Origin of the sequence: Streptomyces sp. CA-278952, assembly GCF_028747205.1 — a bacterium.
Classification (GTDB): domain Bacteria; phylum Actinomycetota; class Actinomycetes; order Streptomycetales; family Streptomycetaceae; genus Streptomyces.
The window spans coordinates 2,067,332-2,088,491 of the sequence record NZ_CP112880.1; the positions used below are offsets into that span (position 1 = coordinate 2,067,332).

At 72.4% G+C, this 21,160-nt stretch carries 14 protein-coding genes; 3 read left to right on the forward strand and 11 right to left on the reverse strand.

All coding sequences use genetic code 11. The features are described from left to right. Window positions 1-15 precede the first annotated feature (15 nt). From ilvN to N7925_RS08980, 4 genes are all read right to left on the reverse strand, one after another. Window positions 16-543, reverse strand: coding sequence for an acetolactate synthase small subunit (ilvN, locus tag N7925_RS08965; RefSeq protein WP_003966072.1), 528 nt, complete (start codon window positions 541-543; stop codon window positions 16-18). A 22-nt stretch (window positions 544-565) separates the two neighbouring features. Further along, complete coding sequence (locus tag N7925_RS08970) at window positions 566-2,437, reverse strand: acetolactate synthase large subunit (protein ID WP_274343565.1); 1,872 nt, start codon at window positions 2,435-2,437, stop codon at window positions 566-568. 217 nt (window positions 2,438-2,654) lie between these two features. Further along, on the reverse strand, window positions 2,655-5,477 hold the full coding sequence (locus N7925_RS08975) for a putative bifunctional diguanylate cyclase/phosphodiesterase (RefSeq protein WP_274343566.1): 2,823 nt from the start codon (window positions 5,475-5,477) through the stop codon (window positions 2,655-2,657). Window positions 5,478-5,943: 466 nt separating this feature from the next. Beyond that, a complete protein-coding gene (locus tag N7925_RS08980; RefSeq protein ID WP_265599147.1) occupies window positions 5,944-6,891 on the reverse strand; it encodes a 2-hydroxyacid dehydrogenase in 948 nt (315 codons plus the stop codon). 330 nt (window positions 6,892-7,221) lie between these two features. Between N7925_RS08980 and N7925_RS08985 the strand changes: the two genes are divergently transcribed. The 3 genes from N7925_RS08985 to N7925_RS08995 all read left to right on the forward strand — a co-directional run bounded on the left by N7925_RS08985 (window position 7,222) and on the right by N7925_RS08995 (window position 9,910). Beyond that, entirely contained in the window at window positions 7,222-8,178 is a 957-nt protein-coding gene (locus N7925_RS08985; RefSeq protein WP_265603808.1) for an aldo/keto reductase, read from the forward strand. Window positions 8,179-8,339: 161 nt separating this feature from the next. Next, the gene (locus tag N7925_RS08990) at window positions 8,340-9,551 is read left to right on the forward strand and encodes a PQQ-dependent sugar dehydrogenase (protein ID WP_274343567.1); all 1,212 of its coding nucleotides are present in this window, start codon (window positions 8,340-8,342) and stop codon (window positions 9,549-9,551) included. A gap of 38 nt (window positions 9,552-9,589) precedes the next feature. Beyond that, window positions 9,590-9,910, forward strand: coding sequence for a DUF6191 domain-containing protein (locus tag N7925_RS08995; RefSeq protein WP_274343568.1), 321 nt, complete (start codon window positions 9,590-9,592; stop codon window positions 9,908-9,910). 15 nt (window positions 9,911-9,925) lie between these two features. On the opposite strand, the gene N7925_RS09000 is transcribed toward N7925_RS08995, so the two are convergent. The 7 genes from N7925_RS09000 to gatB form a co-directional block, all read right to left on the reverse strand. Further along, window positions 9,926-13,075: a helix-turn-helix transcriptional regulator gene (locus tag N7925_RS09000; RefSeq protein WP_274343569.1), complete on the reverse strand. Its 3,150-nt coding sequence runs from the start codon at window positions 13,073-13,075 to the stop codon at window positions 9,926-9,928. Window positions 13,076-13,170: 95 nt separating this feature from the next. After that, window positions 13,171-13,347, reverse strand: coding sequence for a hypothetical protein (locus N7925_RS09005; RefSeq protein WP_215104823.1), 177 nt, complete (start codon window positions 13,345-13,347; stop codon window positions 13,171-13,173). A 226-nt stretch (window positions 13,348-13,573) separates the two neighbouring features. Continuing rightward, on the reverse strand, window positions 13,574-14,278 hold the full coding sequence (locus N7925_RS09010) for a hypothetical protein (protein ID WP_274343570.1): 705 nt from the start codon (window positions 14,276-14,278) through the stop codon (window positions 13,574-13,576). Window positions 14,279-14,349: 71 nt separating this feature from the next. Further along, window positions 14,350-14,907, reverse strand: coding sequence for a GNAT family N-acetyltransferase (locus N7925_RS09015; RefSeq protein WP_274343571.1), 558 nt, complete (start codon window positions 14,905-14,907; stop codon window positions 14,350-14,352). Next, window positions 14,885-17,146: an MMPL family transporter gene (locus N7925_RS09020; protein WP_274343572.1), complete on the reverse strand. Its 2,262-nt coding sequence runs from the start codon at window positions 17,144-17,146 to the stop codon at window positions 14,885-14,887. Before N7925_RS09020 ends, N7925_RS09015 begins: the two co-directional genes overlap by 23 nt. A 194-nt stretch (window positions 17,147-17,340) precedes the next feature. Further along, window positions 17,341-19,449 (reverse strand): phosphocholine-specific phospholipase C, encoded by a 2,109-nt coding sequence (locus N7925_RS09025; RefSeq protein WP_274343573.1) that lies wholly within the window; start codon window positions 19,447-19,449, stop codon window positions 17,341-17,343. Window positions 19,450-19,640: 191 nt separating this feature from the next. Beyond that, window positions 19,641-21,149 carry an Asp-tRNA(Asn)/Glu-tRNA(Gln) amidotransferase subunit GatB gene (gene gatB, locus N7925_RS09030; RefSeq protein ID WP_274343574.1) on the reverse strand — a complete coding sequence of 503 codons (1,509 nt, stop codon included), beginning with the start codon at window positions 21,147-21,149 and terminating at the stop codon, window positions 19,641-19,643. Window positions 21,150-21,160 lie beyond the last annotated feature (11 nt).

Here is a 21,160-nt window from a genome sequence, read left to right on the forward strand (position 1 = left end):
GCGGCCCGCCGCCGGTCAGGCGGAGCGGTCGAGGGCGCGCAGGGACCGGTCGGTGATCGAGCGCGCGCCGCGCCCTATGGCGATGGTGCCGGACTGGACGAGCTCCTTGATGCCGTACTGCTCCAGCATCTTGAGCATCGCCTCCAGCTTGTCGGCCCCTCCGGTCGCCTCGATCGTGACGGCCTCCGGTGAGACGTCGACGGTCTTGGCGCGGAACAGCTGGACGATCTCGACGATCTGGGAGCGGGTCTCGCTGTCGGCGCGGACCTTCACCAGGACGAGCTCCCGCTGGATCGCGGCGGCGGGCTCGAGTTCGACGATCTTCAGGACGTTGACCAGCTTGTTGAGCTGCTTGGTGACCTGTTCCAGGGGCAGGCCCTCGACATTCACGACGATGGTGATGCGGGAGATGTCGGGGTGCTCGGTGGTACCGACCGCGAGCGAGTCGATGTTGAAGCCGCGTCGGGAGAACAGGGCGGTGATCCGGGCGAGGACACCGGGCTTGTTCTCGACCAGGACGGAGAGCGTGTGCTTTTCGGACATGGAGTCGGTCTCTCTCTGTCTCTCAGTCGTCTTCGTTGTCGCCGAAGTCGGGGCGGACGCCGCGGGCGGCCTGGACCTCGTCGTTGGAGGTGCCCGCCGCGACCATCGGCCAGACCATGGCGTCCTCGTGGACGATGAAGTCGATCACGACGGGGCGGTCGTTGATGGAGTTGGCCTCTTCGATGACCTTGTCCAGGTCGGCCGGGTCCTCGCAGCGGATGGCGTAGCAGCCCATGGCCTCGGACAGCTTGACGAAGTCCGGGACGCGGGTGCCCTTGGCCGGGACGCCGTCCGTGTCCGCGCCGGAGTGCAGCACGGTGTTGGAGTAGCGCTGGTTGTAGAAGAGGGTCTGCCACTGGCGGACCATCCCGAGCGCGCCGTTGTTGATGACGGCGACCTTGATCGGGATGTTGTTGAGCGCGCAGGTGGTCAGTTCCTGGTTGGTCATCTGGAAGCAGCCGTCGCCGTCGATGGCCCAGACCGTGCGGTCGGGCATGCCGGCCTTCGCGCCCATGGCGGCCGGGACCGCGTACCCCATCGTTCCGGCGCCGCCGCTGTTGAGCCAGGTGGCGGGCTGCTCGTAGTCGATGAAGTGGGAGGCCCACATCTGGTGCTGGCCGACGCCCGCCGCGAAGATCGTGCCCTCGGGGGCGAGCTTGCCGATGCGCTGGATGACCTGCTGCGGGGAGAGGCTGCCGTCCTCGGGCAGGTCGTAGCCGAGCGGGTAGGTCTCGCGCCAGCGGTTGAGGTCCTTCCACCAGGCCGCGTATCCCGTTCGGGCGGCCTCGCCGATGTGGCCCTCGGTGTGCTCGGCCTGGACGGCCTGGACCAGGTCGGCCAGGACCTCGCGGGCATCGCCGACGATGGGCACGTCCGCAATGCGGTTCTTGCCGATCTCGGCCGGGTCGATGTCGGCGTGGACGATCTTGGCGTACGGGGCGAAGCTGTCCAGCTTGCCGGTGACGCGGTCGTCGAAGCGGGCTCCGAGGGCGACGATCAGGTCGGCCTTCTGCAGCGCGGTGACGGCGGTGACCGCGCCGTGCATGCCCGGCATTCCCACGTGCAGCGGGTGGCTGTCGGGGAAGGATCCGAGCGCCATCAGGGTGGTGGTGACGGGCGCTCCGGTCAGCTCCGCGAGGACCTTCAGCTCGGCGGTGGCGCCGGCCTTCATGACGCCGCCGCCGACGTACAGCACGGGGCGCTTGGCCTGGGTGATCAGCTTCGCGGCCTCGCGGATCTGCTTGGCGTGCGGCTTGGTCACCGGGCGGTAGCCGGGCAGGTCCTGGGTGGGCGGCCAGCTGAAGGTGGTCTTCGCCTGGAGGGCGTCCTTGGCGATGTCGACGAGGACCGGTCCGGGGCGGCCGGTGGAGGCGATGTGGAAGGCCTCGGCGATGGTGTGCGGGATGTCCTCGGCCTTGGTGACCAGGAAGTTGTGCTTGGTGATCGGCATCGTGATGCCGCAGATGTCGGCTTCCTGGAAGGCGTCGGTGCCGATCGCCTTGGCGGCGACCTGGCCGGTGATCGCGACGAGCGGCACGGAGTCCATGTGGGCGTCGGCGATCGGGGTGACCAGGTTGGTGGCGCCGGGGCCCGAGGTGGCCATGCAGACGCCGACCTTGCCGGTGGCCTGCGCGTACCCGGTGGCGGCGTGGCCGGCGCCCTGCTCGTGGCGGACCAGGACGTGACGGACGCGGGTGGAGTCCATCATCGGGTCGTAGGCGGGGAGGATCGCGCCGCCGGGAATGCCGAATACCGTGTCGGCGCCGACTTCCTCGAGAGAACGGATGAGGGACTGCGCGCCCGTGACGTGCTCAACGGTGACGGACGGCTGTCCGCCGTTACGGGCGCGCGGCTGCGGGTGGTGGGCCCCGGTGGCCTGCTCGGTCATCGGCATTCTCTTCTCGAAGCTGAGGGTTTTCGCGGGTGTTTTGCAGCGATTTGAGAGGTGTCAGTGCAACAAAAAACCCCTCGTGCCGTGAGGCAAGCGAGGGGAGCGCGCCGGGTGCGGTCGCAGAGTGTCGTGGAGTGACTCCGCTTCAGCCGACGCGCTTTCCAAGTACGAGAATTCGGGTGCGCATGGCATTGACCCTCTCTCCGGCACGCATGACGTGTCAAGTAGGTGGGACGGGCGTCTCAGCATGTGATCCGGTGAGCAGCGGGATCGAGCCGCCCGCCATCACCGGCCGGGGGCTCGGGATGCCCGGTACGGGGAACTCCCCGCGGACCAGGGCGCGTCGCAGCCGGTACTCGTCGAGCGGGCCGGAGAAGGCCATCCCCTGGCCGTGGGTGCACCCCATGGCGCGCAGGGCGAGGACCTGCTCGGGGACGTCGACGCCGTCGGCGACGGACTGGAGACCGAGGTCGCAGGCGATCCGCAGGAGACCGCTGGTGATCTTGTGCAGCCTGGCCGATTCGACCACCCCCTCGACCAGGTTCCGGTCGAGCTTCAGCACGTCGATGGGGAGCCGGCGCAGCGCGTTGATCGCCGCGAAACCGCTGCCGAAGCCGTCGAGCGCGATCCGTACGCCGAGGCGGCGCAGGGCCACGAGGCGCTGCTCCAGGGCGTCGAACGAGACGCGCGGGTCACTGTCGGCGACCTCGATCATCAGGGCGCCCGAGGGCAGGCCGTGGCGGGTCAGCAGCGCCTCGATGGAGCCGGGGGGCGAGGCCGCCTCCAGCAGCCGGGCGGCGGAGAGCCGGACGGAGACGGCGACGGGGTGCCCGGCCCTGGCCCGGTCGGCGGCCTGGGCCACCGCCTCCTCCAGGAGCCAGCGGCCGAGCTCGGCGGTGCGGTCGTCGTCGCCGGAGACCCGGAGGAACTCGGCCGGGGTGAACAGGATGCCCTGGGCGGAACGCCAGCGGGCCTGGGCGGCGACGGCGGCGACGGACCCGCTGGCGAGATGGACGACGGGCTGGTGGAGCAGGGCGAACTCGCCCTCGCGCAGGGCGGTGCGCAGCCGGGTGGCCAGCTCGGAGCGGCGTACGACGTCGGCCTGCATCTGCGGGGCGTACAGCTCGACCCGGTCCTTGCCGCCGGCCTTGGCGCGGTACATCGCGAGGTCCGCGTTGCGCATGAGGTCGGTGGGGCTGATGGCGGGCTCGGCGAAGGCCACGCCGATGGAGGCGGCCACCCTGACCTCGCTGGGGCCGATCCGGTAAGGCTGGGAGAGGGTGAGGCGCAGCCGGTCGGCGATCTCGTGGACCTGGTATTCCCGGGCGCCCTGGTCGCGGGTGCCGTCGCCCATGATGAGCGCGGCGAACTCGTCGCCGCCGAGCCGGGCCGCGGTGTCGCCGGCCCGGACGGAGTCCTGGAGGCGGCGGCCGGCCTGGACGAGCAGTTCGTCGCCCGCCTGGTGGCCGATGGTGTCGTTGACCGCCTTGAAGCCGTCGAGGTCGATGAAGAGGACGGCGGTGCCGGGGTCGCCCGAGCGGCGGCCGCCGAGCGCCTGGCGGACCCGGGCGGTGAACAGGGCCCGGTTGGGCAGGTCGGTGAGCGGGTCGTGCTCGGCGTTGTGCTGCAACTGGGCCTGGAGCCTGACCCGTTCGGTGACGTCCCGGCTGTTGAGGAGGAGGCCGCCCTGGTGGCGGTTGACGGTGGACTCGACGTGGAGCCAGTCGCCCGTGCCCGAGCGGAAGCGGCACTCGATACGGGTGGTGGGCTCCTCGTGCGGCGGTGCGGCCAGGAAGCGCCGCACCTCGTGGACGAACCGGCCGAGATCCTCGGGGTGGATGATCGAGGACAGCTCGGAGCCGACGAGGCCCTCCGCCTCGCGCCCGTAGACCCCGGCGGCGGCGGGGCTGACGTAGCGCAGGGTGCCGTTGGGCGCGGCGATCATGATGACGTCGCTGGAGCCCTGCACCAGGGAGCGGAAGTGGTTCTCCTTCTGGGCCAGCTCCTGGGTGAGGGAGATGTTGTCGAGGAGCATGATGCCCTGCCGGACGACCAGTGCCAGGACGACGGTGCAGCCGGTGAAGATGACGACGCGGTCCACCCGGCGGCCGTCGACCACGTTGTACAGGATGCCCAGGGTGCAGACGGCGGCGGCGAGATACGGGGTCAGGGCGGCCAGCGAGCCGGCGATCGGGCGGCTGGCGATGGCCCGCGGGGGCCCGGGGCGGGCGGACGGCCGGGCGCCCGGGCGGGCGCCCCAGGGGGCGTAGGCGAGGAGCAGCGACCCGGCGAACCAGCCGGCGTCGAGGAGTTGGCCCGAGTGGTAGGTGGAGCGCAGCAGCGGCGAGGTGAACACGGCGTCGCTCAGCACGGTGAGCGCCAGGGCGGCGATGGCGGTGTTGACCGCGGAGCGGTTCACACCGGCCCGGCGGAAGTGCAGGGCGAGCACCATCGAGACGAGCACGATGTCGAGCAGCGGATAGGCCAGCGAGAGGGCCGCAGGCGCGACGCTGGTGTCCTGGGCCCCCGCCAGGTGCGTGGTGTGCGCGAGGGCGAGGCTCCAGGCGAGCGTCAGCAGGGAGCCGCCGATCAGCCACGCGTCCAGGGCCAGGCACACCCAGCCCGCGCGGGTGACGGGCCGTTTGGCGAGCACGAGCAGTCCGACGATGGCGGGCGGCGCGAAGCAGAGGAAGAAGACGTCGGCGAGGGAGGGGGTGGGCACGGCGACGCCGAGGATCACCTCGTACCAGCCCCAGACGGCGTTTCCGCAGGCCGCCATGGCGGAGGAGAGCGAGAACAGCAGCCAGGCGGGGCGCAGCCGGCCCCTGACCGCTCGCGCGTAGAGGAAACAGGAGACAGCGGCGATGAGGGCCGCCGCGGCGAGACCGAAGTCCCCCATGATGACGGCGACCCGCGGCGAGCCCCAGCCGAGGGCGGCGCCCACCGAATATCCGGCGCAGACGACGCCGAGCAGGATCCGGGACCGCAGCCCCGTGGTGCCGGTGGCGGACCGCGGGGCGAGCAGGGCCCCCAGCGCGCTCACCGGAGGGCTCCCCGCCCCGGGCCCACCGGGCACGTGCTCCCCGGCGCCTGGCACCCCGGCGCACGGCACGGAGGAGCCGGGCACGGAGGTACTCGGCGCCGAGGCGCGCGGCTCTTCGCGGGGGTTCGCCGGCACCGCTCGCTCCGGCCCGGCCGCGGCTTCGGCGTGGCCGGTCCGGGGCAGGAATCCGGCCATCGGCGGGTGCTGTGCTCCATCGGCGCGGGCGGCCGCAACCGTCCGCCCGTCCGCGTCGGATCGTCTCTCCATGGCCAGCACATCGCCCGTCGCCCCCTCGCGTTCCGGTGCTCCCCCCGCGCCGTCCCTTCCACGGCGCAGCCCCCCGGACCGGACGATACACCAGATCCGTCACTCAGGGCCATAGATTCTCTACGCTCCGTGACGAAGTGCGAGGTGAGCGGCACTGCGTGCATCCGGACCGCGCCGTAGCGTGGCCGCTACGGCGGGGTCAGCCGGTGGTGGTCACGACGTTGCGCACCGGCTCTCCGGCGGCGAACCGGGTGAGCTGTGCGGCCAGCAGCCGCTTGGCACGCGGTTCGAACGCCGAGGTGCTGCCGCCCACATGAGGCGTGATCAAGACATTCGGAGCATGCCAGAGAGGATGGCCCTCGGGCAGGGGTTCCGGGTCGGTCACATCGAGTGCGGCCCGCAGCCGTCCGGATGCGAGTTCGGACAGCAGGGCCTTGGTGTCGACGACCGGGCCTCGGGCGACGTTGACGAGGAGGGCTCCGTCAGGCATCGCGGCGAGGAAGTCGGCGCCCACCAGCCCCTGTGTGGACGGGTTCAGCGGGGTGGAGAGGATCACGACGTCGGCCTCGGGCAGCAGGGCGGGCAGATCGTCGAGCGCCTGTACGGGACCGCGTGCGGTGGTCCGTGCGGAGCGCGCGACGCGCGCCACCCGCGCGCACTCGAAGGGGGCGAGCCGGTCCTCGATGGCCGAGCCGATGGATCCGTACCCCACGATGAGGACGGACTTGTCGGCGAGCGCCGGGTAGAAGCCGGACCGCCACTCCTCCTTGTCCTGACCGTGGACGAAGGCGGGGAGCCCGCGCAGGGACGCGAGGATCAGGGCGAGCGTCAGCTCGGCGGTGGACGCCTCGTGCACTCCCTTGGCGTTGCAGAGGCGTACGCCGGCGGGAAGCAGTCCGAGGCCCGGCTCCACGTGGTCGATGCCCGCGGAGAGCGTCTGCACCACCCGGACGGCGCTCATCGAGGCGAACGGGCGCACCGCGACCTCGGGACCCTTCAGGTAGGGAACGACGTAGTAGGCACAGTCGGCCGGGTCCCCCGGGTAGTCCGGTTCACCGTCCCAGAAGAGATAGTTGAGGCCCTCGGGCAGGCCGTCGATCTCGTCGGCCGGGTAGGGCAGCCACACGTCGTGAGTCGTCGCAGTCATGGTCAGGAGGCTATGCGACAGATGTGCGAGCGCTCCAGGGATGCGCCGGCGGTGCGGTCACCACCGCGAGCAGCCATCCGTGCGGGTAGGCCGGGCATCGGCGTATCGTCACATCGCCCAAACGCTTCCGTCAATCACTCACCGAACTCCCCCGACAGGGACCTGCGTCGTGGATCGGGCGGGCGTGAGAGTCCGGGTCCGGGACCGTGCTCTCGCGCCGTCTCCGGAAGAGCCGCCCGTGGACCGCGGCGGACGGGAGGGCGGAAGGGCTCGTCCAGGAAAGGGTTCGGGGAGTTGGAGAGCAGGACTATCGGGGCGGCGGGGCTTGCCGTGGGGGCGGTCGGTCTCGGCTGTATGCCGATGAGCTGGGGTTACAGCGCGTCGCAGCGGCTCGGAGACCGTTCGGTGCGGACGGTGCACGCGGCGCTGGACGCGGGCGTCCGGCTGCTCGACACCGCGGACATGTACGGACCGTTCACCAACGAGCTGCTGGTGGGGCGGGCGCTGAAGGGTCGCCGCCGGGAGGCGTTCGTCTCCACCAAGTGCGGGCTGCTGGTGGGCGATCAGCACATCGTCGCCAACGGCCGGCCGGGGTATGTCCGGCGGGCCTGTGACGCCTCGCTGCGGCGGCTCCAGACGGATGTGATCGACCTGTACCAGCTGCACCGTGCCGACCCCGAGGTGCCGGTGGAGGAGACCTGGGGTGCGATGGCGGAGCTGGTGACCGCGGGCAAGGTGCGCTCGCTCGGGCTGTGCGCGGTGGGGGCGCGGGCCCCGCGCCGGTCGGGTGCGGGACCGCATGAGGGAACGATCCGGCAGTTGGAGCGGATCCAGCAGGTCTTCCCGGTGAGCGCCGTCGAGGCGGAGCTGTCGGTGTGGTCGCGCGAGGCGCTGGCGGAGCTGCTGCCGTGGTGTGTGGCGCGCGGGGTCGGGCTGCTGGCCGCGATGCCGCTGGGCAGCGGCTATCTGACCGGGACGCTGAAGCCGGGCCAGGGGTTCGAGCCGGAGGATCTGCGGGCCAGGCATCCGCGGTTCACGGCGGAGGTGATGGCGGCGAACCAGCCGGTGGTGGCCGGTCTGCGGCGGGTTGCGGAGCGGCGCGGGGCGACCGTGGCCCAGGTGGCGCTGGCGTGGGTACTGCGCCAGGGGCCGCATGTGGTGCCGGTGCCGGGGGCGAAGCGGGAGCAGTGGGCGGTGGAGAACGCCGGGGCCGCGCGGGTGGTCCTGGACGACCGGGACCTGGCGGAGATCGACGGCCTCCCCGCCGCCCGCGAGTCGTGGGACTGAGCGTCACGGGAGCGGTGGTCGGGGGGTGGTCGGGGGGGGGGAAGGGGCGCCGTCCGGCGCCCGGCGGGAGAATGGGCGCATCGGGAACTCCTGGGCCGGCCACGGTGTAGGAACAAGGTGTAGGAGCAGGTAGTCGGGCAACCGTCGAAAGGATCGGTTCCGTGCGTGGTGCTCTGTTCGGACCTGTGCAGTCCCCGGCGATGCGCAGGGGGGTGGTGGCCGTGCTGGCGTCGGCCGCGCTGTTGCTGACCGCCGGGTGTTCCGGCGATGGGGACGGGGGCCCGTCCGGGCAGCCCGCCGGCTCCCCGAGCGCCTCGGGGGGCTCCGCTCCCCCGGCCTCCCCGAGCCGGTCGGCCGGTCTGCCGCCGGCGAAGGGCTCGGCGAAGGTGGTCTCGACGCTGACCGAGGGCCTGAAGTCGCCCTGGGGCCTGGCCGCGCTGCCGGGCGGTGACCTGCTGGTCTCCTCGCGCGACGAGGGCACGGTCCACCGGATCGACGGCGAGAGCGGGGAGCAGACGCTGCTGGGCTCGGTGCCCGGGGTCTCCCCGGCGGGCGAGGGCGGGCTGCTCGGGCTCGCCGTCTCGTCCACGTTCGGCGCGGACCAGTTGGTGTACGCCTACTTCACCACCACGTCCGACAACCGGATCGTCCGCATGAGTTACGACGAGAAGCGTCCGGCGGGACAGCAGCTGGGGGCCCCGGACACCATCCTGCGGGGCATCCCCAAGGGCAGCGTCCACAACGGGGGCCGGATCGCCTTCGGCCCGGACAAGATGCTGTACGCGGGCACCGGCGAGACCGGGGACACCGGGCTGGCCCAGGACAAGGAGTCGCTGGCGGGGAAGATCCTGCGGATGACCCCGGACGGGGAGCCGGTGCACGGCAATCCGGAGGCGGACTCGGTAGTGTATTCGTACGGGCACCGCAATGTGCAGGGGCTCGCCTGGGACGCGGAGAAGCGGCTGTGGGCCGCCGAGTTCGGCCAGAACACCTGGGACGAGCTGAATCTGATCGAGCCCGGCGGGAACTACGGCTGGCCCGAGGCCGAGGGCCGGGAGGGCGGGGACGGGTTCATCGACCCGGTGGCGCAGTGGAAGACCTCCGAGGCCTCCCCCAGCGGGATCGCGTACGCGGAGGGCTCGATCTGGATGGCCGGGCTGCGCGGCGAGCGGCTCTGGCGCATTCCGCTGTCCGGCGAGAAGGCGGAGGAACCTTATGCCGACCCCCAGTCGTTCCTGGAGGAGAAGCACGGCCGCCTGCGCACTGTGGTGAGTGCGGGGAGCGACCGCCTGTGGCTGGTCACCAGCAACACGGACGGACGGGGTACGCGGAAGCCCGGGGACGACAGGATCCTCCAGGTGGAAGTGGGCTAGCCCTCCGCCCGCGCGGCATGCGGGAGGGAGCACGGCCGGTGTTCAATTTCTTCGAGGAGCTTTTCGCCCCGGGGCGCAAGCACGTCTCCGACGAGCAGAGGCGGCTGGAGCTGAGCCGGGTGGATCTCGGCATCGGCGATCCGAACCGGGGGCCGATAGACCTCACCGCGGGGAAGGTGACCGTCCGTGCTCCCGCCCCGGGCCCCGCTCCCGGCATGGCCCCGGACGGCGCCGCCGGCCCGCGGAACGGCCGCGTGCTTCCGGCCGCGCCCGAGCAGGATGCCGTCCTGGACCGGCCGGGACCCGGGAAGCCGGTGAGCGGGTCCGAGCGGCGCGCGGACGAGGAGCCCCGGACGTAAGGACGTGACCACGGCCTACGCGGCCGGGTAGAGGCGGAGGCGGTGGGCGAGGGCCGCCGCCTCGCCGCGGCTGGAGACGCCGAGCTTGGCCAGGATGTGGGAGACGTGCACGCTCGCGGTCTTCGGCGAGATGAACAGCTCCTCGGCGATCCTGCGGTTGGTGTGCCCGGCCGCGACCAGCCGGTGCACGTCCTGCTCGCGCGGGGTCAGCCCGAAGGACGCCACGGCGGCGATGGCGGGGTCCTGTCCGTCGGCCGCCGCGGGTTCGGGGCTCCCGCCGGCGGATACGGCGGTCAGGACGGCCGGGTGGATCCCGGCGTCGGGGCCGGGTGCCGTGCCGGAGCCGTCCAGGGTGATGCGGGCGCGGGCCGCCAGCTGTTCGACGGCCTCGGCGAGCGGGCGGGCGCCGAGCCGGTGGGCGGCCTCCTGGGCGCGGTGGAGCAGGGCCGTGGCGGTGGACCGGTCGCCGGGGGCGATGAGCAGGGACTCCGCCCAGCGGCGGTGGATCTGGGCCAGTTCGTAGGGGCGGCTCAGCGGACCGAAGGCCTCGGCGGCGCGCGCCCAGTGTCCGGGGGTGTCCGTGCCGTCCGCGCGGGCCAGCTCCGCTTCGACGAGGACGCCGTGGGCCGCCCACACGGGGACGAGCATCGGGAGGCTCTTCGCGCACCGGCGGATCAGCGCGAGCAGCTCCGGGCGGCCCGGTTCCGCGGCGGGCAGCCCGCGGGCGTCCGCCTCGATCATGGCGGCGGTCTGGAGCAGCGGCAGGGCGTAGCGCTGGGTGCCGGGCGGGAAGCCGTGCCGGGCCAGCTCCCCGAACGCGTCCCGCGCCTCGGCGAGCCTGCCCTGGGCCGCGGCCAGGAGCATGGTGTGCCGGACGGGGGCGATCAGGTGCTGGGGCTGCGGATCGCGCTGGCCGAAGTGCTTGCGGGTCAGGGCGAGCAGCTCCTCGCCCTCGGCGAAGTCCCCGCGGGCGACGGCCAGTTCGGTACGGCGGAGGGTGGCGACGCCCTTGGCCCGGGGGCCCAGCGCCAGGCGGGCGGCGGACGCGGCGGCGGCCTCGCTCTGGGCCCAGTGCCCGAGGGAGAACAGGGACTGCGACTGGTTGGCGTACACCCAGGCCCCGGAGTCGGCCAGGCCGTGGCTGTGGCATATCTCGATGCCGTGGTCGGCGGCGGCGACGGCCTCCAGCGAGCGGCCCATCGCTTCGAGCGAGGAGGGCAGGTTGACGCTGACCCGGCCCAGCAGGTTCATGAGGTGCAGCTTCTCGGCACGGTCCCGGACCGCGTACATCTCGGCGAGGCCGTCCTCGACGCCGCCCGCGTCCGCGGTGAGCCAGCCCCGGGTGAGGCGGGCGTGCAGCTCGATGTACTCGTCGCCGACGAGCCGGGCGTACTCCACCGCGCGGTCGCTGTCGGCAAGCGCCTGCGGGCCCGGCTGGTGCAGCGCCCGCCAACTGGCCACGTTGGTCAGCACGTCGGCCTGTACCGGGGACGGCGGCAGCCCGCGCACCAGTTCCTGTGCGGTGGCCAGCTCCTCCCAGCCGTCCCCCTTGTCGAGCCCCTGCACCAGCCGGCTGCGCTGCACCCAGAACCAGGCCTCGCGCAGCGGGTCCGCCTCGGACGCCAGGACCCGCATCGCCTTCTTGGAGATGGCCAGGGCGCGTTTGCGGTCGCCGCCGAAATGGGCGGCGACGGTGGCCTCGGCCATCACGTCCAGGTAGCGCAGCGGAGTGTTCTCCGGGTCGCAGCCGGAGGCCGGGTAGACCTCCGCGTAGTCGAAGGGGCGCAGGGTGGCGAGCACCGCGTCGGGGACGTCGTCCCAGAGCTCCATCGCCCGCTCCAGCAGTCTCAGTTGCTCGGAGTAGGCGTAGCGCCGGCGGGCCTCGACCGCGGCCCTGAGCACGGCGGGCAGGGCCTTGGCGGCGTCGTGGGCGGCGTACCAGTAGCTGGCGAGGCGGGTGGCGCGTTCGTCGTCGCGGACGAGGGAGGGGTCGGCCTCCAGGGCTTCGGCGTACCGGCGGTTGACGCGGGTGCGTTCACCGGGGAGCAGGTCGTCGCTGACGGCCTCGCGGACCAGGGAGTGCCGGAAGCGGTAGCCGTCGTTGTCGGGCGAGGGTCGCAGCAGGTTGGCGCCGACGGCGGCGCGCAGGGCCTCGTCGAGGTCGGCCTCGGCGAGGCCGGCGACGGTGGCCAGCAGTTCGTGTTCGACGGAGGAGCCGCCCTCGGCGACCAGCCTGGCGATCCGCTGGGCGTGCTCGGGGAGCGCCTCCACGCGGACGAGCAGGAGGTCGCGGAGCGATTCGGTCAGGCCGGAGCTGTCGCCGCAGCACTCCAGGGAGCGGGCCAGCTCCTCGACGAAGAAGGCGTTGCCGTCGGAGCGGTCGAAGATCTCGTCGACGAGTGCGGCCGCGGGGGTCTCGGCGAGGATGCCGGCGAGCTGGCGGCCGACCTCGTCGTGGCTGAACCGGTCGAGTTCGACGCGGGTGACGGTGCGCAGCCGGTCCAGCTCCGCGAGGAGCGGGCGCAGGGGGTGGCGGCGGTGGATGTCGTCGGCGCGGTAGGTGCCGACGACCATGAGGCGGCCGCTGCCGAGGGTGCGGAAGAGGTAGGCGAGCAGGTGCCGGGTGGAGGCGTCCGCCCAGTGCAGGTCCTCCAGGACGAGGACGACCACGCGTTCGGCGGAGATCCGCTCCAGCAGCCGTACGGTGAGTTCGAAGAGGCGGGCGATGCTGTGCTCGTCGGTCGCGTCCCGGTGGACCTCGCCGAGTTCGGGCAGGAGCCGGGCCAGCTCGCCCTCCTGGCCGGCGCAGGCAGCGGCCATCTCCTCGGGCAGGGCCCGGCGCAGGGCGCGCAGGGCGGTGGGGAAGGGGGCGAACGGCAGTCCTTCGGCCCCGATCTCGACGCAGGACCCGACGGCGACGACGGCGTCGCGCCGTTCGGCCGCCGTGACGAATTGCTCGACCAGGCGGGTCTTGCCGACGCCGGCCTCGCCGCCGATCAGCAGTGCCTGCGGGTCGCCGGACGCGGCCCGCGCGAGCGCCTCGGTGAGCGCGGCGAACTCCTCGGCGCGCCCGATGAACACGGGGCTGACTGACCTGGTCTCCACGTCGCCGAGCATCGCATACGCGTACGAGGCGGCGGGAGGCTTTTCGCGCACGGTGATCATGCTCCGGGCGCGGTGCGGGCCCGCCGCGCCCGATCCGCAGGGGGCGTCGGCGGGCCCGGTGACCGGTGCGGGGGCGCTCCCGGTCCCGGGCACCGTCAGGCGGCCGGGGCGAAGCGGGTGCGGTCGCCCTCCACCACCTTCCCTTCGGGATCACCGCGTCCGGAGCGGCGGGCGGCCCGGCGGACGAGGCGGGCCCGGCCGAGCTCACGCTCGGCGTCGGCCCGGCGGATCAGCTCGGCGGAGGTGGAGCGGTAGAGCTCGTACTCGTACATGGGGTGCCCCTGGTTCCTGGTCGTGGCAGCGGACCGGCGGGGTGCCCGGCCGGTCGGCCGGGACCTTGTGTTCGCTGTGTGTCCACTGTCGTCGGCCAGGAGGGGGCGCCGCATCGGGCGAGTTCCGCATCTTCGTGGCGGTGGGGGCCTTAGAACCTGCCCTCGGGTGTCCGAGGGGTGGGCGGACGCCTTAGGCCCGTGCCGTACGGGGCGGTGAGCAGGGGGGTCAGCCGCCGGCCGGGGCGCCCGCGGCGGGCAGGGAGACGAAGAGGTCGAAGTACATGCCCGCGGAGATCAGCACGCCGAGGGCGCCTAGGGCGACACCGGCCAGGGCGACCGCACGGATCCAGGTGGGCTGCGGACGCTCGGAGGGGGTGCCGAAGGCGGGGCGGACCAGGACGAAGACGCCGACGAGCAGGGCCAGGACGGCGAAGACGCCGTTGACCAGGGCGGTGGTGTGCCAGGCGTCCCCGTAGATCTCGGAGATCTGCTGGGCCGCGCTGCCGCCGCCGGAGGTCTGGATCTGGCCGATGAGCGTCTCGCGCTCGGCGGCGACCCGGCCGGTCCACGCGCCGGTCAGGGCGACGATGCCGAGGGCGGCGGAGACGACGGCCGCCGCGCCCGCGCCGACGCCGTGCCGGGCCTCGTAGAAGGGGTCGGGCTCCAGGGCGTCGTCATCGTCCTCGTCGTCCGACTGCCCGGCGTGGTCCTCGGGGGCCGCCGTCCCGGAGTGCGCGGCGTCGGTCTGCGTACCGGTGGCGTCCTCCGTGGCGGAGTCCGTCACGGGGTCCTTCGCGGAGTCCTTCACCAGGGGGTCCTTGGCGGCCGCCTCCTCCGTGACGGTGTCGGGGGTGCCGTCGGCGGGGTCGGTCGTCCCGGCGGGCGGGTTGGTCGTGGACGGGGTCGTCGTCCTGGAGGGGGTGGTGTTCATTCGCCGCACGCTAGAGGGCCCGGATGAGAGCCCGCTTAACGCCGGGGCCGCGCGCGGGCCGAGGACGGGGCTCAGCGCCCGCTGCGGGCCCGCCATTCCGGGGCGAGGACCGACCAGATCTCGGTGTCGTGGCGTACGCCCCGGTGGAGGTAGCTCTGCCGCATCACCCCGTCCCGGGTCATGCCGAGCCGCTGCGCCACCGCGATCGACCTGGTGTTCGCGGCGGAGGCGACCCACTCCACGCGGTGCATGCCGCGCATCTGCACCGCCCAGTCGATCAGGCGCTCGGCGGCGCGGGTGATCAGGCCGCGGCCCTGGGCGGCGGGCTCCAGCCACACGCCGATCTCGCAGTTGCCCGACTCCGCGTCGAAGATCCGGAAGAGGACGCTGCCGACGAGGACGCCGTCCAGCCTGATGCCGTACAGCCGCCCGGTGTCCGCCGCCTGCTTCTCCGCGTACCGCTGGAGCAGGGCCCGCGCCGAGTCCAGGTCGGTGACGGACGCGGCGAGCGGGATCCAGGCGTCGACCAGCTCCCGGGCCCGGTCCATGTGGGCGAGGAGCTCCTCGGCCTGCCAGACCTCCAGCGGGCACAGCTCCGCCCCGTCGTCACCCAGGGATACGGCGAACATCGTGCTCCTTCTCGGCGGGGCGGCCCGTCACCGGTCCGGCGCCCTCTTCCGCCCCCGTACCGCGTGTCTCCGGGATCTTCGCACGGAGCGGTACGCAGTCGGGCGGCTCGATGCTGATCCTGGGCAGCCGCTTCTCCAGCCAGCCCGGCAGCCACCAGTTCGCCCCGCCGAGCATGTGCATCAGGGCGGGCACCAGCAGGGTGCGCAGGACGAAGGCGTCCAGGGCGACGGCGGTGGCCAGCGCGATGCCGAACATGGCGATGACCCGGTCGCCGCTGAGCACGAAGGCGAGGAAGACGGAGATCATGATCACGGCGGCGGAGTTGATGACCCGCCCGGTCTCGGCGAGGCCGACCCGTACGGCCCGCCGGTTGTCGCCGGTCTCCAGCCACTCCTCGTACATCCGGCCGACGAGGAAGACCTGGTAGTCCATGGAGAGGCCGAAGAGGACCGAGACCATGATCACGGGGAGGAAGGGTTCGATGGGCCCGGCGCTGCCGAGGCCGAGCAGCTCGCTCCCCCAGCCCCACTGGAAGACGGCCACGACGACGCCGAAGGAGGAGGCTACGGCGGCCACGTTCATCACGGCGGCCTTGAGCGGGATGCCGATGGAGCGGAACGCCAGGAGGAGGAGCAGACAGCCGAGTGAGATGACGACCCCGACGAAGAGCGGCAGTTTCCCGACGATGATCTCGGCGAAGTCGTCGTAACTCGCCGTCACCCCGCCGACGTGCGCCTCCAGCGAGGTGTTGTCCCGGACCGGCGGCAGCACGTCGTCGCGGATCCGGTCGACCAGCTCGCTGGTGTCCTGTGACTGGGGGGACGAGGCGGGGACGACGGTGAGGAAGGCGGTGTCGCCGGCGCTGTTGTACGTGACCGGGCTGACCGAGTCGACGCCCTCGGTGGTGCGCAGTCTCTCGGGCAGCGAGTCCAGCGCGAGCCGGTCGTCCGCGCCGTCGAGCTGGGCGGCGATGGTGAGGGGGCCGTTGACGCCTGGCCCGAAGCCGTCGGCGATCAGGTCGTAGGCCTGCCGGGTGGTGGCGGTGGCCGGGTTGTTGCCCTGGTCCGAGGTGCCCAGGTGGAGGCCGAGGGCGGGCAGGGCGAGCACCAGCATGACGACGGCCGCGATGGAGCCGAGGAGCTTCGGGTGCCGTTCCACGAAGGCGGACCAGCGGGCGGCGAAGCCGGTAGGCAGCTCGGGCCGCGGTCCGTGTTCGGCGAGCTGTCGCCTCTCGCGGCGGCTGAGCGCCCGCATTCCGATGAGGGAGAGCAGCGCGGGCAGCAGGGTGACCGAGGCCATCACGGTGAGGACGACGGTGAGCGAGGCGGCGATGGCAACGCCGTTGAGGAAGCCGAGCCGCAGGATCAGCATGCCGAGCAGGGCGATGCAGACGGTGGCCCCGGCGAAGACGACGGCGCGGCCGGTGGTCGTGACGGCGTTCTGCGCGGCCTCGTCGACGGACATGCCGCGCCGGAGGCCTCTGCGGTGCCGGGTGACGATGAAGAGGGCGTAGTCGATGCCCACGCCGAGCCCGATGAGCATGCCGAGCATCGGGGCGAAGTCCGCCACGGTCATCGCATGGCCGAGGAGCACGATGCCCGCGTAGGCGGTGCCCACGGAGACCAGGGCGGTGGCGATGGGCAGCAGGCTGGCGGCGAGCGAGCCGAAGGCGAGGAAGAGCACGACGGCCGCGACGACGACGCCGACGCCTTCGGCGAGGTGGACGGAGGGGGCTTCGGTGAGGGCGACGGCGGTGCCGCCCAGCTCGACCTGGAGCCCGTCGGCCTCGGCTCCCTTCGCGGTGTCGACGAGGGCGCGGGCCTGGGAGGCGGGGATCTCGTCGACGGGGTGGTCGAAGGTGACCGTGGCGTACGCGGTGTGGCCGTCCTCGCTGATCTGGCCGGGGCCGGTGCCTCCGTAGGGGCCGGTGACCGCGCCGACGCCCGGCAGCTCCTCGATCGCGTGGAGCGTCCGGGTCATGGTCTGCTCGACGTCGGCGGCCCGGACCGTGGAGCCGGTGGTGTGCCACACGACGGTGTCGGTGTCGCCGCCGAGGTCGGTGAAACCGCGGGAGAGCAGTTCGGTGGCGCGGCCGGACTCGGTGCCGGGGACCTCGTAGTCGTTGGAGTACGCGGAACCCGCGAAGCCCGCCGCGGCGGCGGCCCCGCCGAGGGCGGCGAGCCAGAGGAGAACGGCGACGAGGCGGTGCCTGATGCACCAGCGGGCGATGGCAGCCAACGGATGAGCTCCCTGTGGGTGTAGGAACATTTACCCACAGATGACGTTATCTGCCCGTAAACGCCTCACGACCTTGCGATCGCCACTCTGACAGCAGAAGGTGATCCTTTGTCCGTTTCGTGGCCATGGTCACAGGGCTTGATCTGTTCACCGCACGCGACAGACCAGGCCCTGCGCCCCTGGGTCCGCCCGGGTCAGCCGGAGACGCTGGCGCGGCCGTTCTCGATGTGACCCATGAGCCGCCGCCGGAAGCCTTCCTCCCCATCGACGGTGACGGCGAGGTCGTACCAGCCGTGGGCGTCGGCCGCCGAGTGCACGAGCGCCCGGCTGCGGCCCGGCTTGACCGTGACCCGACGGGTCCAGTCCCGTACGTCGTCCTCGTCGACGTAGCCGAGCGGCCGCACCAGGAAGGTCAGAGTCCGGCGGCCGGTGTTGCGCAGGGTGAGGTGCAGGTCGCGGTCGCGGTGGTCGATGCGGGAGGCGACCTCCGCTCCCCCGTCGGCCGGCCCGGCGAACTCGCGCCGGAAGCCGTTCGGCCCGGTGACCGTGAAGCGGTACGCCTCCCCGGTCAGCGGGACGGTCCAGTGCGCGGTATCCCGGACGTCCTTGTGCTGCGGGGCCGGGAACTCACCGGCGTACGGGTACAGCGCGAAGTGCGCCGAAGACCGGCCGGTGTTGGCGAGCTCCACGCGCAGGGTGCCGCCCGACCGCCTCGCCCGGGCGTCCGGCTGGTACGGCAGCGGGCGCGCCGGGCGTGCGCCGGGTTCCTGCTCGGGGAGGTGCTGGACGGCGGGCGGCTTCGGCTGCCAGCGTCCGCTCAGCGGCGGGATCGCCCCCGGCTGCTCGACGGCGGGCTGCCGGCGGGCCCGGGTGAAGTCGAAGGCGGAGGTCAAATCGCCGGTGACGCGACGCCGCCAGTCGCTGATGTTGGGTTCCTTCACGCCGGTCCAGCGCTCCAGGAAGCGGATGACGGAGGTGTGGTCGAAGACCTCGGAGCAGACGTACCCGCCGACGGTCCACGGCGAGACGACCAGCAGCGGCACCCGGATCCCGAGGCCGGTGGGTCGGCCCTCCCACTGTTCGTCGGTGACCTCGGGGGGTGCGACGGGCGGCGGGACGTGGTCGAAGAAGCCGTCGTTCTCGTCGTAGTTGATCAGCACGGCGGTATGCCGCCACACGTCGGGATGCTTGCCGAGCGCGTCGAGGATCTTGTAGACGACGGTGGCGCTGTGCACCGGCGAGGAGACGCTCGGGTGCTCGGAGTCGATCGCCGAGGGGACCAGGTAGGAGACCGCGGGGAGCGTCCCGGCCGCCACGTCCTTGGCGAACTCGTCCGCCAGCGTCCCGGTCGGAACCCGGCGCAGCCCTCGCTCGAACAGGCTGCGCTCGCGCCGGTCGAGGGTGGCGACCCCCTCCTCCAGCAGCCCGAGGAGCCGGGTGCGCTCGGTCTCGGAGGCACCCCGGACCTTCGCGTAGAAGGCCTCCATGTAGGTGTGCCCGCCGGTCCTGGCCAGCGCCTTGCGGGCGATCGCCTTGAAGGTGGCGTAGAACTCGATCTGGTTGTCGGTGAAGTTCTCCCACTCGGTGTACGTGCGCCAGCTGCGCCCGGCCTTCTCCAGCCGCTCGGCGTAGGTGGACCAGTCGTAGCCGGGGTGGGTCCCCTCGTTGTACGCGTCGTTGCCGACGGCCCGCTTCCCGTTCGGCTCGAAGCCGGTCTTTCCGCTCCACAGGTGGTTGCGGTTGGGGCTGGTGGAGGTGTGGACCGAGGAGTGGTAGGCGTCGCAGACGGTGAAGGTGTCGGCCAGCTCGTAGTGGAGCGGGATGTCGCGGCGGTCGTAGTACGCCATCGTCGCCGCGGTCTTCGCGCTGATCCAGCCGTTCATCCAGCCGCCGCCCCAGGCCTTCGCGCCGCCGTTCCAGGAGTGGTCGAGGGCGCCGATGTACTGGAGGTCCTTCTTCTGCGCCTCGGCCGCCCCGCGCACCGGGAAGGGCAGCACGGTGGAGCCGGCCGCGGCGGGCTGCTCGAACACCGTCCCGCCGGTGGGTAGCTCGATGGCGTTGCGGTCGCCGAAGCCGCGTACGCCGCGCAGGGTGCCGAAGTAGTGGTCGAAGGAACGATTCTCCTGCATGAGGATCACCACATGCTTGATGGCGCCGAGGCCTCCCCCGCCGGACCCCGCGTGGGCGGGCTGCGCGGCGATGGCGGCCTGGAGCGACGGCGGCAGGAACGATCCGGCCGCAGCGGCGCCGAGCGCGCCGCCGCCCAGCGCGAAGAGCCGTCGCCGTGACATGTCCGTGGTCAAAAGAGCCTCCTGGTTGCGATGGTTACAGCCGGGAAGCTAGTCAGCCCAGGTGGCGTCGGGAAGGACTGCGCACGCACCGGTGGTGAACGTCCAAGAGGCCGTACCGGAAGTCCAAGCACGCGAAGGGGCGGTGCACCCGCACGTACGTGAGTACGCACAGGTGCACCGCCCCTTCGGGGACGCTTCTGTGATCAGCCCTCGACGCCGAGCTTCTCCAGGATCAGCTCGCGCACGCGCGCCGCGTCCGCCTGGCCACGGGTGGCCTTCATGACCGCGCCGACGAGCGCGCCCGCCGCCGCGACCTTGCCGCCGCGGATCTTGTCCGCGATGGCCGCGTTGCCCGTGATGGCCTCGTCCACGGCCGTGGACAGCGCGCCCTCGTCGGAGACGACCTTCAGGCCGCGCTTCTCGACGACGGTGTCCGGGTCGCCCTCGCCCGCGAGGACGCCCTCGATGACCTGGCGGGCCAGCTTGTCGTTGAGATCGCCCGCGGCGACGAGCGCGGCCACCCGGGCGACCTGCGCCGGGGTGATCGGCAGCTCGTCCAGGCCGCGGCCGGTCTCGTTCGCGTTACGGGCCAGCTCGCCCATCCACCACTTGCGGGCCTGGTCCGACGGTGCGCCCGCCTCGGTCGTGGCGACGATCAGGTCGACCGCGCCCGCGTTGAGGATGGACTGCATGTCGTGTTCGGTGACGCCCCACTCCTCCTTGAGCCGCGCCCGGCGGAGCCGGGGAAGCTCGGGGAGGCCCTTGCGCAGCTCCTCGACCCAGTCGCGCGCGGGCGCGACGGGCACCAGGTCCGGCTCGGGGAAGTAGCGGTAGTCCTCGGCGTTGTCCTTGATGCGGCCGGCCGTGGTGGAGCCGTCCTCCTCGTGGAAGTGCCGGGTCTCCTGCACGATGGTGCCGCCCGAGGACAGCACGGCGGCGTGCCGCTGGATCTCGAAGCGCGCGGCCCGCTCGACGGAGCGCAGCGAGTTCACGTTCTTCGTCTCGGAGCGGGTGCCGAACGCCTCGCGGCCGTGCGGGCGCAGCGACAGGTTGACGTCGCAGCGCATCTGGCCCATCTCCATGCGGGCGTCGGAGACCCCGAGGGCCTTGATCAGCTCGCGGAGCTCGGCGACGTACGCCTTGGCGACCTCGGGGGCGCGGGCGCCGGCTCCCTCGATCGGCTTGGTGACGATCTCGATGAGCGGGATGCCGGCCCGGTTGTAGTCGAGCAGGGAGTGCGACGCGCCGTGGATGCGGCCGGTGGCGCCGCCGACGTGCGTCGACTTGCCGGTGTCCTCCTCCATGTGGGCGCGCTCGATCTGCACCCGGAAGATCTCGCCGTCCTCCAGCTGGACGTCCAGATAGCCCTCGAAGGCGATCGGCTCGTCGTACTGCGAGGTCTGGAAGTTCTTCGGCATGTCCGGATAGAAGTAGTTCTTCCGGGCGAAGCGGCACCACTCGGCGATCTCGCAGTTGAGCGCGAGACCGATCTTGATGGCCGACTCCACGCCGATCTCGTTGACGACCGGCAGCGCGCCGGGCAGTCCGAGACAGACCGGGCAGGTCTGGGAGTTGGCGTCCTGCTTCAGCTCCGTCGAGCAGCCGCAGAACATCTTCGTCTTGGTGCCAAGCTCGACATGGACTTCGAGGCCCATGACGGGGTCGTAGGACGCGAGCGCGTCCTCGTACGACACCAGGTCAGTGACAGTCACGGTGAAACTTA

Bases quoted from the DNA above. Each gene is read 5' to 3' on its own strand.
- ilvN (WP_003966072.1), bottom strand. From the start codon at position 543: ATGTCCGAAAAGCACACGCTCTCCGTCCTGGTCGAGAACAAGCCCGGT.
- N7925_RS08970 (WP_274343565.1), bottom strand. From the start codon at position 2,437: ATGCCGATGACCGAGCAGGCCACCGGGGCCCACCACCCGCAGCCGCGC.
- N7925_RS08980 (WP_265599147.1), bottom strand. From the start codon at position 6,891: ATGACTGCGACGACTCACGACGTGTGGCTGCCCTACCCGGCCGACGAG.
- N7925_RS09000 (WP_274343569.1), bottom strand. From the start codon at position 13,075: ATGATCACCGTGCGCGAAAAGCCTCCCGCCGCCTCGTACGCGTATGCG.
- N7925_RS09005 (WP_215104823.1), bottom strand. From the start codon at position 13,347: ATGTACGAGTACGAGCTCTACCGCTCCACCTCCGCCGAGCTGATCCGC.
- N7925_RS09010 (WP_274343570.1), bottom strand. From the start codon at position 14,278: ATGAACACCACCCCCTCCAGGACGACGACCCCGTCCACGACCAACCCG.
- N7925_RS09015 (WP_274343571.1), bottom strand. From the start codon at position 14,907: ATGTTCGCCGTATCCCTGGGTGACGACGGGGCGGAGCTGTGCCCGCTG.